Source organism: Capnocytophaga sp. oral taxon 412 str. F0487, from assembly GCF_000271925.1.
Classification (GTDB): Bacteria; Bacteroidota; Bacteroidia; order Flavobacteriales; family Flavobacteriaceae; genus Capnocytophaga; species Capnocytophaga ochracea.
On sequence record NZ_AJZR01000060.1, the window covers coordinates 20,037 to 32,828 of the forward strand.

General features: G+C 40.6%; 10 protein-coding genes. 8 read left to right on the plus strand and 2 right to left on the minus strand.

The window, feature by feature from the left end:
• The first annotated feature begins 4 nt into the window (after nucleotides 1-4).
• Nucleotides 5-916, plus strand: a complete 912-nt coding sequence (gene xerD, locus HMPREF1321_RS10195; protein WP_002673589.1) for a site-specific tyrosine recombinase XerD — start codon at nucleotides 5-7, stop codon at nucleotides 914-916.
• Nucleotides 917-978: 62 nt separating this feature from the next.
• On the opposite strand, the gene HMPREF1321_RS10200 is transcribed toward xerD, so the two are convergent.
• Both HMPREF1321_RS10200 and HMPREF1321_RS10205 read right to left on the minus strand, forming a co-directional pair.
• On the minus strand, nucleotides 979-1,356 hold the full coding sequence (locus HMPREF1321_RS10200; protein WP_009422515.1) for a PUR family DNA/RNA-binding protein: 378 nt from the start codon (nucleotides 1,354-1,356) through the stop codon (nucleotides 979-981).
• Nucleotides 1,357-1,637: 281 nt separating this feature from the next.
• On the minus strand, nucleotides 1,638-5,156 hold the full coding sequence (locus tag HMPREF1321_RS10205; protein ID WP_009422500.1) for an efflux RND transporter permease subunit: 3,519 nt from the start codon (nucleotides 5,154-5,156) through the stop codon (nucleotides 1,638-1,640).
• 1,018 nt (nucleotides 5,157-6,174) lie between these two features.
• Between HMPREF1321_RS10205 and HMPREF1321_RS10215 the strand changes: the two genes are divergently transcribed.
• From HMPREF1321_RS10215 to HMPREF1321_RS10245, 7 genes are all read left to right on the plus strand, one after another.
• Nucleotides 6,175-7,509: a TolC family protein gene (locus tag HMPREF1321_RS10215; RefSeq protein WP_009422528.1), complete on the plus strand. Its 1,335-nt coding sequence runs from the start codon at nucleotides 6,175-6,177 to the stop codon at nucleotides 7,507-7,509.
• 64 nt (nucleotides 7,510-7,573) lie between these two features.
• Nucleotides 7,574-8,803, plus strand: coding sequence for an efflux RND transporter periplasmic adaptor subunit (locus tag HMPREF1321_RS10220; RefSeq protein ID WP_009422523.1), 1,230 nt, complete (start codon nucleotides 7,574-7,576; stop codon nucleotides 8,801-8,803).
• The gene (locus HMPREF1321_RS10225) at nucleotides 8,804-9,553 is read left to right on the plus strand and encodes an ABC transporter ATP-binding protein (RefSeq protein WP_009422535.1); all 750 of its coding nucleotides are present in this window, start codon (nucleotides 8,804-8,806) and stop codon (nucleotides 9,551-9,553) included.
• 93 nt (nucleotides 9,554-9,646) lie between these two features.
• Nucleotides 9,647-10,171: a TetR/AcrR family transcriptional regulator gene (locus HMPREF1321_RS10230; protein WP_009422540.1), complete on the plus strand. Its 525-nt coding sequence runs from the start codon at nucleotides 9,647-9,649 to the stop codon at nucleotides 10,169-10,171.
• Between the two features lie 12 nt (nucleotides 10,172-10,183).
• Complete coding sequence (locus tag HMPREF1321_RS10235) at nucleotides 10,184-11,023, plus strand: type II CAAX prenyl endopeptidase Rce1 family protein (protein WP_009422509.1); 840 nt, start codon at nucleotides 10,184-10,186, stop codon at nucleotides 11,021-11,023.
• A gap of 36 nt (nucleotides 11,024-11,059) precedes the next feature.
• Nucleotides 11,060-12,043, plus strand: coding sequence for an alpha/beta hydrolase (locus tag HMPREF1321_RS10240; RefSeq protein WP_009422517.1), 984 nt, complete (start codon nucleotides 11,060-11,062; stop codon nucleotides 12,041-12,043).
• Between the two features lie 18 nt (nucleotides 12,044-12,061).
• A complete protein-coding gene (locus tag HMPREF1321_RS10245; RefSeq protein ID WP_009422541.1) occupies nucleotides 12,062-12,766 on the plus strand; it encodes a hypothetical protein in 705 nt (234 codons plus the stop codon).
• Nucleotides 12,767-12,792: the final 26 nt, after the last annotated feature.

Genomic DNA, 12,792 nt, shown 5'->3' on the forward strand with positions numbered 1-12,792 from the left:
AAACGTGTGGCGTAAAGTAAATACCGATTATCAGAATTATTTGCGATTACAACGTGGTTTATCGCAGAATACTGTTGTGTCTTATGGCTTAGATATTGAGAAACTCATAGGGTATTTGGAAAAATACAATATCACTGAACCCCCCGATACTATTCAAGTAGATACCTTGCGCCAGTTCGTATACGAAGTCTCCAAAGAACTCAACGCACGTTCACAAGCCCGACTCATATCGGCTTTAAAGAGTTTTTTTAAGTTTATGATTTCTGAGAAAGGACGTGAAGACTTCCCTATGAGCCTTATCGACAGCCCTAAAATAGGCGTAAAACTCCCCGATACACTTTCCTTAAAAGAAATAGATGCTATGCTCGCCTCCATAGACCTCAGCACCGATGAGGGGCATCGTAATAAAGCTATTATAGAAACACTTTACGGTTGTGGGTTGCGAGTGTCGGAATTGGTCTCTCTCCGTCTATCCGACTTGTTTTTCGAAGAAGATTTCATTAGAGTAATGGGGAAAGGTAGCAAACAGCGCTTAGTGCCTATTGAAAGCTATACGCAGAAACAAATTAACAATTATATCAATAACCAGCGCAAACAATTAAAGATAGCAAAAGGTCACGAAGATTACGTCTTCCTAAACAGAAGGGGGAAACAACTTACTCGCGCAATGATATTTACTATTGTAAGACAAGTAGCTGAAAACATAGGATTACAGAAGACCATTAGCCCACATACTTTCAGACATTCTTTTGCGACACACCTATTGGAGAACGGTGCGAATCTGCGTGCCATACAGATGATGTTAGGTCACGAGAATATTACTACCACAGAAATATACGTACACGTAGAGAAGTCATATTTGAGGGAAGCTTTGGTGAAATACCACCCACGCCATAAAATGAGCTTTACCCAATAGCCTATTACGTCATCACTCTATTACAAACAGATGAGTGAAGTTTTACCTTATTAGTTTTTTAGCTATAGATCTTCAAAATCAAGGTCTTTGTAAACACCATTACTATTGCTTACGCTTTCTAAGCGTTCATTGTAATAGTTCTTTTTAAAGTCTTTTTGATGACGTTCAGAAATTACTTCCTCTCCTTTTTCATCAAAAACATAGTTAGTCATTTCGTTTAAAATATCTTTAAACATTTCAAAATCCTCTTTATACAGATAGATTTTGTGCTTTTTGTAGTGAAATGAGCCATCATCGTGAGTAAACTTCTTACTTTCGGTAATAGTCAAATAATAATCATTAGCACGCGTTGCTCTCACATCAAAAAAATAGGTGCGTCTGCCTGCTCTTAAAACTTTTGAGAATATCTCCTCATTGTCTAATATTTCTTTTTCTTCCATCGTTATGTACGTATTTTTAAATTATTCTGTCGGCAAAAGTCTTCATTTTTTATAGCAAGTGCAAATATTTATAGTATGAATTTTACTTTATTTCCTTATTTTAGTATAATTTTAAGGTTTCACACTTGAAAAAGACTACTAACCATAATTTTATCAAAAGAATATCGCTTAAAATTTACCAATTAACTTCGCCAACTCCTTCTCCTTCATCTTAGCTTCGCTTTACCTTCGTCTTAGGTTCAAATAAGCCCTTTCTTTCAGCCTAATTAGGCACTACTTCCTTATCCTATTACGACTTCTCTCCCTTCAACTACTATTTCAAAATCTCCCTCTGGACGCTCTTTTACGTATTGTATTTTGCGAATTTTGGTGAGGTAACTATGCTGTGCAATGGCGCGCTTCTCGTCATCGGTGATAACGGATACTATTTCACGCTCAGGATAAGTGAGCAATAATAAGAAATCTAACTGACCATAATCATCAGCAATATGCAAAATACGGGCTTTTTCGGGCAGTGAATGCACGAGCTCGTGATAGTGTTCGCGATGCTGCCTATAATCTTCTTTCACAGCGCGCACTACGTAATTTTCCTTGTATAAATAGTTTAAAAACAGTTTCTTCTTTAGGTAATCCACTCCTTCCAATTGTTTGCGCAAGGCGAGGAATTGCTGGCGGTAGAAAGCACCTATCTGTTTGGCTCGTTCGCGTGGAGTGTTGCCAAAACGCTCATCGTTAGGAGCTATGGGTTCGCCTACTACTACCGTAATAGCACCATCGTAGATAATCACATCACCTTTAGGTTGCACTTCCGAACAACCGTGAATATACACAGGTACAAGAGGCGTTTGGAAATGTTCGGCTATCAGGAAAGCACCTTTGTGAAAACGGTGTATTTGGTTGGTATCGGAGCGTTTGCCCTCTGGAAAAATCATTACTGAAATACCGTTTTTTAAGTTCTTCTCGAATAAGGGCATTCCTTTTTCTATACCTTCAGAAACAGGAAAAAAGCCCATTGACTGTATGTAACGCCCAAATACTACCGAATTATACACCCAATCGTTTACCATATAACTAACGCGATGTGTGAAAAGCCCTATTGCCAAAGTATCAAGCCACGAGGTATGATTGGCAATCACAACTGAAGGAGTTGTAAGCTGTATATGGTGTGGATTCTCTACCTTTTTGCGCACAAAAGGATTGGCATAGAGTACCGAAGAGGTAAGCCAAGTAGCTAAATGCTTGAGCCACATAGTACGTTTAGGAGTAATTTTGGCAAGTAGCCAACCTATATTGGAGAGAATAATAGACGATAATCCGTAATAGGTAATTAGCAGTATGGATTGCACTAAAAGACGCAAACTCACCGGAGAACGCCCTCTATCTGGACGACGGAAGATAAAAAACTTAAATATAGTAGGGTAAAACACAAAAGTCATTGCCAAAGCAGTAAAAATACCTATCACTGATACCGATGCAATTGACTTTAAGGCGGGGTGTTTGGCAAAAATAAGCGTACCGATAGCCAAAAAGGTAGTAATAGACGCCAAAAGTACTGACACTTTGTATACGGGAAGTTCATTTTTACCATCAGTATAGTCTTTTTGTAGCGCACAAGTCATAAAAATACTAAAATCTACCGAATGCCCTAATACTAAAGTGCAGACAATCATACTAAATACATTGAACTCTATGCCAAAAAAGTTCATTAAAGCGGAAGTAACTACCCCTGTAACTCCAATAGGGATAAGAGTGAGTAACACCAATTCTACACGCCTAAAAAACAAGAGCAGTATGAGGAAAATAGCAATAGACGAATAGTTTACTAACAGCAATATATCATCTTTGAGTTTGCCTAAGAACGTTTCACTTAGGTTCTTGCGGTCGATAACAACGGTAGGCGTGTGTTTTTCTACTGAATGAATAAAAGGGTCACGCTCAGCAACAGTGAGTTTTACGAGATTGGCAATAGTATAAAAACCCTCTTTTTCGGTAATAAAATCTTCTAACGGAATGGCTGAAAGAGTTTTATAAGCATCAAGGTCTTTTATAACTTCAAAATCACCTGCTATACTTTGGTAGAAAGGAGCGTAAGTTTCTTCTTTAAAACCAACCTCATTTCCTTTTCCTATCAGTTGTTGTTTTAGAAATTGCTGTCTTTCGGCATTCCAAAAATCTTTCCATCGTTGTAAACGCGCTTCTTGTTCTTTTTTAGGCAATACAATCCCCCCGATAGAACTGAATTGCTTGATACTATCGTGTGCTTTATAACTTTGCAACTGCTGATATAGTGTATAATTGCGTTCTAAGGCTTCCTCTAACGAGTTGCCATAAGCAGCAGCGTAAAGTGATTTGTATTCACTATCGGTGATGTTCTCTAATTGATGTTCAGCTGCCTTATAACGTTCGTTGATATAGTTGATATTGGCAATATCGCCATTGAAACGGACATTATGAAAAGTAAAACAACTCACCGCTATCAGCAGTAAGCAAGCCCCTACTACCCACTTGTTGTGATGAAATGGATAAGCACCTATGCGGTCTAAAAAGGTTTTGCGCACCTCGATAGTGCGATTGCCACGGTAGAAATGAGGCACGAGCACCAACGACAATATGGCTGATACCATTATACCCACAAAAGCAAATATTCCTAAATCTTGCATCACCTCCGAATGCACAAAGAGCAAGCAGAGGAATGAAATAGCGGTAGTGATACTACTGAGCAATATAGGCACAGTTACAGCACGGTACAACTCGGCGGTGTTTTTAGCTACCTTGTAATGAGTGAGGATATGTAGCGAATAATCAATTGTAACTCCTAAGAGTACCGCTCCTAAACTGATAGAAATTGCCGAAATACTGCCTTTGAGTACATAAAGTGTTGCCAAAGCTGAGAGCACCCCAAAAGCAGAAGGGATAAAGGCGATAAATGGGATATACACACTGCGGTAGAAGAAGACTAACAGCAAATAAAGCAATGATAGAGAAATGAGTACCGTGGTGAGAATATCGGTTTTGATTTGAGAAGCGTTGCTCACCGAAATAAAAGGAGCTCCAAAGAAATCTACGCGCGCTTTTCCTTTATACTGGGTATTGAGATGGTCTTGCAACTCATCTAAGTCTGCAACAAAAGCAGCATTGTGCTCGCTGTCGTTGCCATCGTACTTAGGGTTGATAAAGAAGAGGATATGTTGCTCGTCGTTAGTAGTGAGGAAACCATTGGCAATCTTAAAATCATTGCCGGTATTGAGTTCTTGGAGTTTGCGTAAACCGCGAAAAGTGAGACCAAAGGGGTCTTTACGGATAAACTGTTGTGCCACCATACCCGCAGGTGTGAGTATCGTTTTGTACTGACTCTCCACCATTGATTTGAGACTATCGGGGGCTAAACGGCGTTCTAAATAAGCGTAATCTTCATCGTTTAGAAAAAGAGGTAAGTGATCGTTTACAAACTGCCAAGTCTCATCGATTTCTTCTTCGTTTATAATCCCCTGAATACTGGTGATATACTTCGTCATAGAAGCATTGAGTGTATCGTGTAAAGTTTCGGCAACTGCCTGCATATCGGTGAGTGTTCCGCCTTGCTCAGCCGTTACTATTACCGAGATTTTATCGGCGAAGTTGAGTTGCTTAAGCACCTTGGAAGTGAGGTTCGTTTTGTCGTTTTGAGGGAGTACTTTGGTAATATCCTCTTCAAACCGCAACTGACTCAAGCCATAAATGGCAATGAGCGCCCAAGCGGTGAAGAATGAGAAGGTAGCGAGTTTATGAGTTCTGATATATTGGTAAATTCTGTTTAACATCTGCGTTTATTTATCGCACAAAAGTATAGAATAATTAGCAAATGGACAAATTTGGAAATTTGGAAATGAGGTGCGAGCCGCACTGGCAGGGGGAATTAGCAAATTTGGAAATGAGAAAATTTGGAAATTAGCAAATGAGATGGAGGCTACAAGAAACGCGCCAGCGAAAAGGATTAACTTTGCCAAAGGTGCGAGCCGCACAGGCAAAAACTTTGGCAAAGTGTATACCTCTAAAAGGAACACTTCTGAGCTATCGGAAGGAAACGGAGAAGAACGGAAGAGGGCTGAGAGGAATTTTGATGAAAAAATGCTATGAGGAGGGTGGGAGTAGCTTATAGAGAGCTTATAGGAAGCTTATACGAATCTTGGACGATTGGTATAGAAAGGGTATATAAATAGTTGATTCATAATATGATACAATAGGACTAAAAATGTTAAAAACGAGGTTTCGAGTCGAAAGAAAAAGAATCCTCTCCCCTGCCCTCTCCCAAGGAGAGGGGGAATGTAGCGACGGAAAAAATGATGAAAACTTCTTTCTATTCAGAAGCTCCATTCTCGCGGGGCACATACCCAGCTGTCGCTGGCTACCTTTAAAGGGGGAATGTGGTGACGGAAAGGCGAAGAAATGAGGAATGACAGGGGACGAATGAAGAGTGATAAATGACAAATGGCAGATTTTTAAATGAACAATGCATAAAGATATAAGGAAGATAACTTGTGAGAGTTATTGGAGGGAGGAGATGTACGGGCAGTTATTGGACGAGGCAGACGGGGCGGAGAAGAAGGACGGGATAGACAGGGTAGACTGGATGGAGTGAGCGGACAAAGTGAATAAGGCAGAGCGATTGGACGTTTCTGACGACTAAAATTAACACCTTATAACTAAAAATTAACTGCTAAATATTGCCTTTTCGTCGATAAAATAAGGCTTTTCGTCGATTATTTTTGCGGACTCCGGCTATATTGCACTACCTTTGTCGCAACTAAATGACAAAAAGTTGCTTAAAAACTAAAAACAATGAAAAGAACTTTGTACATATCTTTTTTGTGTCTCTGTCCTTTGTTAGCAGGGGCTCAAGCAAAACAATGGTCGCTGGCTGACTGTATCAACTATGCGGTACAGAACAATATTTCTGTAAAGAAGACGGAACTGAACCAGCAGACGGCTGAAATCAATTACAGTCAGGCGAAGAGCAACCGCTTGCCTACGGTAAGTGGCTCGGCTTCGGCAAACCAGAATTACGGTTCGGCAATCAATCAGATTTCTAACGAGCGGGTGTCGCGCCGTACGTTCTCCAACAACTTTGGGGTATCGGCATCTATGCCACTCTATCAGGGCAATAAACTGAACCTACAAGTAGACCGCAGTAAGTTATTGCTCGAACAGAATGAACTGTACGTGCAAGAGGCGAAAAATAACATCACTTTGAGTGTGCTTGAAGCCTATCTGCAAGCCCTTTACAGCTATGAGGGCATAGAGGTAGCTAAGAATACGGCACGCTCTTCGGGTGAGGAATTAAAACAAGCACAGGGCAAGTTTGCCAATGGGTCTATTGCTAAACTGAGTTTAGCTGAGATAGAAACGCGTCACGCCAACAACGAGTATGCTATTATCAAAGCAGAAAATGAATACGAAAGTAGGGTACTGACCCTCAAACAACTGTTGGAGCTTCCTCCTAATAGTGATTTCGCCATTGCGCTCGATCTTCCCGCAGATGATGAAACGGCGATTATCCCTAATAAAGATGTGGTATTTGCGGAAGCCAAACAAAAACTTCCCAATCTAAAAATCTATCAATCACAACAAAAGATAGCTGAAAAAGATATCAAGATAGCCAGAGCGGGCTATGCCCCTACTCTATCGCTACAAGCAGGAGTAAATACAGGATATTCAAACCTCAACGATTTGAGCTATCGCACCCAGTTGGATAGCAATTTCGGTCAGACCATAGGAGCATCGCTCAATATTCCTATCTTTTCGCAGTTCAGAAATAAGAACAATGTGAAACTGGCTAAGGTTACCCAACAGCAAGCGGTGCTCGACGAACAACAAGCGGAAAAAGACCTCTATACCAAAATAGAAACCGCTTGGCAGAATGCTACCACTCACCAAGCGCAACAAGTAGCCTCGCGCACGGCTCGTGACAATGCTAAATTAGCATATGATTTGGCAGTAAAAAAGCACGAATTCGGTGGGCTTACCAATACCGAGCTTCTGGTAAGCGAAAACGCTTACCTCAACGCGGAACAAACCTATTTGCAAAATAAGTATATGCAGGCGCTGTATGTACAGTTGCTGAAGTTTTATATGGGAATCCTCCCCCTAACCCCCTCCCAAGGAGGGGGAATGTAGCGATGGTCATCTTTCTGAAAAAATAACTTATAGAATATTATCTAATAACTAACGACTAAATACAATGAAAAAGCACATTAAGAAAATCATCATTATCGTACTATTAGCCGTAGTGGCTTTTGGGGTGTATCACTTCTTTATGAAGGAAAAACCTACTTTTATCGTCCTGCAAACCGATAAGGTAACCGAAGGTGACGTTACTACCGAAGTAACTGCTACTGGTAGCGTACAGCCAGTGGACGAGGTGGAAGTAGGTACCCAAGTATCGGGATTGGTAAGCAAGATTTACGTAGATTACAACAGCCAAGTGAAGAAAGGACAGCTACTGGCGGAACTCGACAAGACGAACCTACAAGAAATGGTTGTAAATGCTACTGCCAATTACCAATCGGCACTCAACGAACTGAATTACTACCGTCAGAATTACGAACGACAACAGAAAATGTACAATGCCCAAGTGATTAGCAAATCGGACTACGAGCAGGCATTGTATCAGTTCAACAACGCAAAAACAAATGTAGCACAACGCCTTACGACCCTCAATCAAGCAAAAACCAATTTGGGGTATGCCAATATCTATTCGCCTATCGATGGGATTATCCTCAGCAAAGAGGTAGAAGAAGGGCAAACGGTAGCCGCCTCGATGAGTGCGCCTACACTTTTCAAGATAGCCAAAGACATCAAGCGTATGCAGGTGGAAGCCGATGTAGACGAAGCCGATATAGGACAAGTGAAAGTAGGGCAACGTGTGAGCTTTACCGTAGATGCTTATCCCCAAGAGGAGTTTTCGGGGAAAGTAACCCAAGTGCGTCTATCACCTACTACCTCATCTAACGTAGTAACCTATACAGTGATAGTAGAGGCAGAAAATCCCGATGAGAAGCTCAAACCAGGGCTTACTGCTACCATCGCTATCTATACCAATGAGCTGAAAGGCGTAACCATAGTGCCTGCGAAAGCGATGAATTTCACCCCAGACATCGACCTACTGATGCAATACTACGCTCAGAAAGGCATTAACGCTCCAATGCCCAAAGTACAGCACGGCAAGGGTAAAAATAAATACGTATGGGTGGTAAACACCGATGGTAGTCTTGCCCAAAAAGCGATAACCATAGGCAGTAATGATGGTATCAACGTGCAAGTGGTAAGCGGACTCAGTGTTGGAGAAAAAGTAGCTACCAACCTGCAAAGCAATCGCCCTCAAGTAGCAGAAGGTGAGAAAAATAACGACGATAGCAGTAGTCCGTTTATGCCTAAACGCCCTCGTCGTGATAACTCAAAAGCCAAATAAATGAAAAAAGCAATCATCGACATACGCGATATGAAACGCGAGTTTAAGATGGGCAACGAAATCGTTCACGCCCTCAAAGGCATTAACCTCACCATTCACGAGGGTGAGTTCGTAACCATTATGGGACCGAGTGGCTCGGGTAAATCAACCTTATTGAACATATTAGGTTGTTTAGACCGTCCGTCGTCAGGCGATTACATTTTGGACGGCATCTCGGTGAAAGATATGAGCAAGAACGAACTCGCAACGGTACGCAACACCAAGATAGGCTTTATCTTTCAGTCGTACAATCTTTTGGCGCGTACCTCAGCTATCGAGAATGTAGAGCTCCCTTTGATGTACAACTCTAAAATCTCGGCTAAAGAACGTCGCGAGCGCGCTATTGAAGCTCTCATCAGCGTAGGTTTGGAAAGCCGATTGAACCACTTGCCCAGTGAACTATCGGGTGGACAACAACAGCGAGTAGCCATTGCGCGTTCCCTTGTAAATCACCCTGTGATACTTCTTGCCGATGAGGCTACAGGTAACCTTGATACTAAAACTTCCTACGAAGTAATGGAGCTTTTCCAACGCCTTAACGACCAAGGTAGCACCATAGGCTTTGTAACCCACGAGAACGATATCGCCCTTTTCAGCAAGCGCACGGTTGTACTCAAAGACGGACATATCATTAGTGATAAGGAAGTAACCAATAGGCTGAATGCAAAGGAAGAATTAGCACAATTACGAAATACGAATGACGCAGACTGAATCTTTTTTAATTAAAAATTTGCAGGTTAAAAAAAATGTACTACTTTTGCAAAAATAACAGATGTTATATTACATATGTTATAACAAAGTTTTATGCCGAAATCAACAATAATAACGCAAGAAGTAATTATAGGAACCGCTTTTGAAATGGTGCGAAAAGAAGGCTTTGCAGTGCTTTCAGCCCGAAATATTGCCAAGCAAATTGGTTGCTCCACTCAGCCCATCTATTGGTGCTATAAAAATATGGATGACCTTAAAGCTGAAATCTGCAAAAAAGCACTGCCCTTCCTGCAAAGTGTAGTGCTCAGTTACTCAAAAACAGGTAATACTCTTTTGGATTTAGGACTGGGGTATGTGCGAATGGCACACACCGAACCCGCCCTATTCAAGGCTTTTTATATGGATAATGTTACCAATGTAAAACTTACTGATATTTTCCCCGAAAGTGAGCGAGTGGTAGAAATAATGAAAAATAGCGAGGAATGCCAAAACCTACCTGATGAAGAGCTGAAGAATGACATTGCTAAAGGTTGGATGTTGGCACACGGTATCGCCTCTTTGGTTGCAGTTGGTATGATTGTTTACGACGAAGATAAAATTTTAGAAATATTAAAATAAACCTGCCTTAATATGAAAACCAATAAAAAAACACTTCGGAATGTAATCTTATTTAGCTCGGTAGCCATCTCTTGCGGATGGATAGGCGTTGGGGTAAACCAGATACTTGGTGAGCCTTCTAATTTAGAGTCACTAGGGTCGTTGATTTTTATTGCTACACCTATTGTGTGTATGATTTTGCTTCGCCTTTTCGGTGGCGATGGTTGGAAAGATTTCCCTTTAAAACCTGGTTTCAAGCAAAACACTCGCTGGTATATCTTTGCTATTGCAGTCTATCCGGTGGTTATTGGTATAACACTGTTTGTTGGCAAGCTATTAGGTTGGGTAGATGTGAGTAAGTTTAGTGTTGCCGCCTATCTCCCTGTTTTTGCAGCTGCTTTCTTACCCGCTTTTATCAAAAATATCTTAGAAGAGACGGCTTTTCGGGGGTATCTCACCGTAAAAATGGAACAACTCGTCAAAAACGAATGGGTGATTTATTTAGTGGTGGCATTCGTCTGTCATATATGGCACCTGCCATACAACCTCATATTCTTAGACGATGCTTACCAGACAACCTTTTTCCCTTATAGCAAAGAATTATTTGTTTTGGTGAGTTTTGTGGTTATTGCTGTTTGGACAATAATGTACACCGAAATTTTATTTCTCTCGCGCTCACTCTTATTGGTAGTTTTGATGCACTCAATGAAAGATGCTCTTAATCCTCTCATTTCAGAAGGATTTACTGTTATTTCACCCGATAAAACACTTTTAGTATCTCCTCTTTTTGGCATCATCCCAACATTTATATACTTGACTATAGGCTTGTATTTAAGAAGAATACGCAAAAGCAAAGAGCACCTTCATTCATAATGAATAGATTGTATAAACCAAAAAAATATTATCAATATGAACAAAAACACTGAAAACCCTGTAAATGCTGCTTCTTGGGATAAGATTTTCCCCAAAAGCGATAAAGTTGAACACAAAAAAGTATCGTTCAAAAACCGCTATGGTATCACCCTTATTGGTGATTTGTATTTCCCGAAAAACAGCGAAGATAAAAAACTTGCTGCCCTTGCTGTTTGCGGTGGATTTGGATCTGTAAAAGAACAAGCTTCAGGATTTTACGCCCAAACAATGGCTGAAAGAGGCTTTGTAACCTTAGCTTTTGACCCCTCCTATACCGGAGAGAGCGGTGGAGAACCTCGTAATGTAGCATCGCCCGACATCAATACCGAGGATTTTTCGGCAGCGGTAGATTGCTTAGGCATTCAACCTTTTGTTGATAGAGAAAAAATAGGAATTATAGGTATTTGTGGTTGGGGTGGCTTTGCACTGAATGCTACGGCTATTGATACGCGTATTAAGGCAGTGGCAACGATGGTAATGTACGATATGTCGCGTGTTTTTAGCAAAGGTTATTTTGATGCCAATACACCCGAAATGCGTTTGGAAATGAAGCGTTCACTCAATGCTATCCGTTGGAAGGATGCCGAGACAGGAACCCCTACACCAGGCTACCCTATGCCCGATGCCCCATCGGATAAAGTGCCTGAATTCTTAAATGATTATATTGAGTTTTACAAAACGCCACGAGGTTTCCACGAGCGTTCAGTTTCTAATCACGTTTGGACAGCCACTACGTTACTTTCATTTATGAATTTTCCGCTACTGTCGTATGCTAATGAAATTGATGTGCCAACTCTTATGATTGCAGGAGAAAATGCCCATTCGCGATATATGAGCGAAGATGCCTATAAATTGATAGGAAGTGAGAAAAAAGAACTATTAATTGTTCCTAATGCACGCCATACCGATTTTTATGACAATCAGGCTGGAGTAATTCCGTTTGATAAGTTGGAGGTGTTTTTTAGTGACCATCTTCAATAAAATAAAACTATTTTTAATATGAAACAGTTACTTATTTTACTCTTTCTCCTTACGACCAATGCCTTTGCGCAAGGTCCTTTTGGAGATTATGCCGTGGTGAAGGACAAAGACGGCTATGTAAACATTCGTGCTAAAGAAAGCGTAAAAAGCAAAATTGTAGGTACTTTGCCTAATAATACACTCATATACAATTTTTTAAATAATGAAGATATTCCTAATCCTTCTAATTGGGTATATGAAAAGAATGGTTACATACATAAAAGTCGTCTTAAAAAAGTAGAAGAATTTCCTTCTATTGGCAAAGGTAAAGAGCAAGGTAATAGTATCACCATTGCTGGTAAAGGCATTAGCGTAACCCTTACTAGACAGCCATTTGATAAAACTAAACACAAGATTACCAAGAAAAAACATAAAGAGTATAGTGAGTATATCATTGACGGGAAACGGGTACAAGGACTAGATAATGATGAGTTCCTACCTAAAGACCATTACAAGAGTATTACTGTAACTATCAACGGCAAAAACGTACCTATCCCTAAAAGTGCTTATGATGATTTGTATGAGATTGGCATTTGGGACACTAACAATTTTGCGTATTACGATGAGGAAGACGATGTACTTTATATCATTGCACACAATGGTGATGGGTATCTTGCTTACGAAGTGTGCTGGCAAATAGTAAAAGGCGAGTACAAAACCCGTATCATAGGAGATCCATTCTAGTCTTACAGAATTTGCTAATCTGCTAA

Bases quoted from the DNA above. Each gene is read 5' to 3' on its own strand.
- HMPREF1321_RS10200 (WP_009422515.1), bottom strand. From the start codon at position 1,356: ATGGAAGAAAAAGAAATATTAGACAATGAGGAGATATTCTCAAAAGTT.
- HMPREF1321_RS10205 (WP_009422500.1), bottom strand. From the start codon at position 5,156: ATGTTAAACAGAATTTACCAATATATCAGAACTCATAAACTCGCTACC.
- HMPREF1321_RS10215 (WP_009422528.1), top strand. From the start codon at position 6,175: ATGAAAAGAACTTTGTACATATCTTTTTTGTGTCTCTGTCCTTTGTTA.
- HMPREF1321_RS10220 (WP_009422523.1), top strand. From the start codon at position 7,574: ATGAAAAAGCACATTAAGAAAATCATCATTATCGTACTATTAGCCGTA.
- HMPREF1321_RS10225 (WP_009422535.1), top strand. From the start codon at position 8,804: ATGAAAAAAGCAATCATCGACATACGCGATATGAAACGCGAGTTTAAG.
- HMPREF1321_RS10230 (WP_009422540.1), top strand. From the start codon at position 9,647: ATGCCGAAATCAACAATAATAACGCAAGAAGTAATTATAGGAACCGCT.
- HMPREF1321_RS10235 (WP_009422509.1), top strand. From the start codon at position 10,184: ATGAAAACCAATAAAAAAACACTTCGGAATGTAATCTTATTTAGCTCG.
- HMPREF1321_RS10240 (WP_009422517.1), top strand. From the start codon at position 11,060: ATGAACAAAAACACTGAAAACCCTGTAAATGCTGCTTCTTGGGATAAG.
- HMPREF1321_RS10245 (WP_009422541.1), top strand. From the start codon at position 12,062: ATGAAACAGTTACTTATTTTACTCTTTCTCCTTACGACCAATGCCTTT.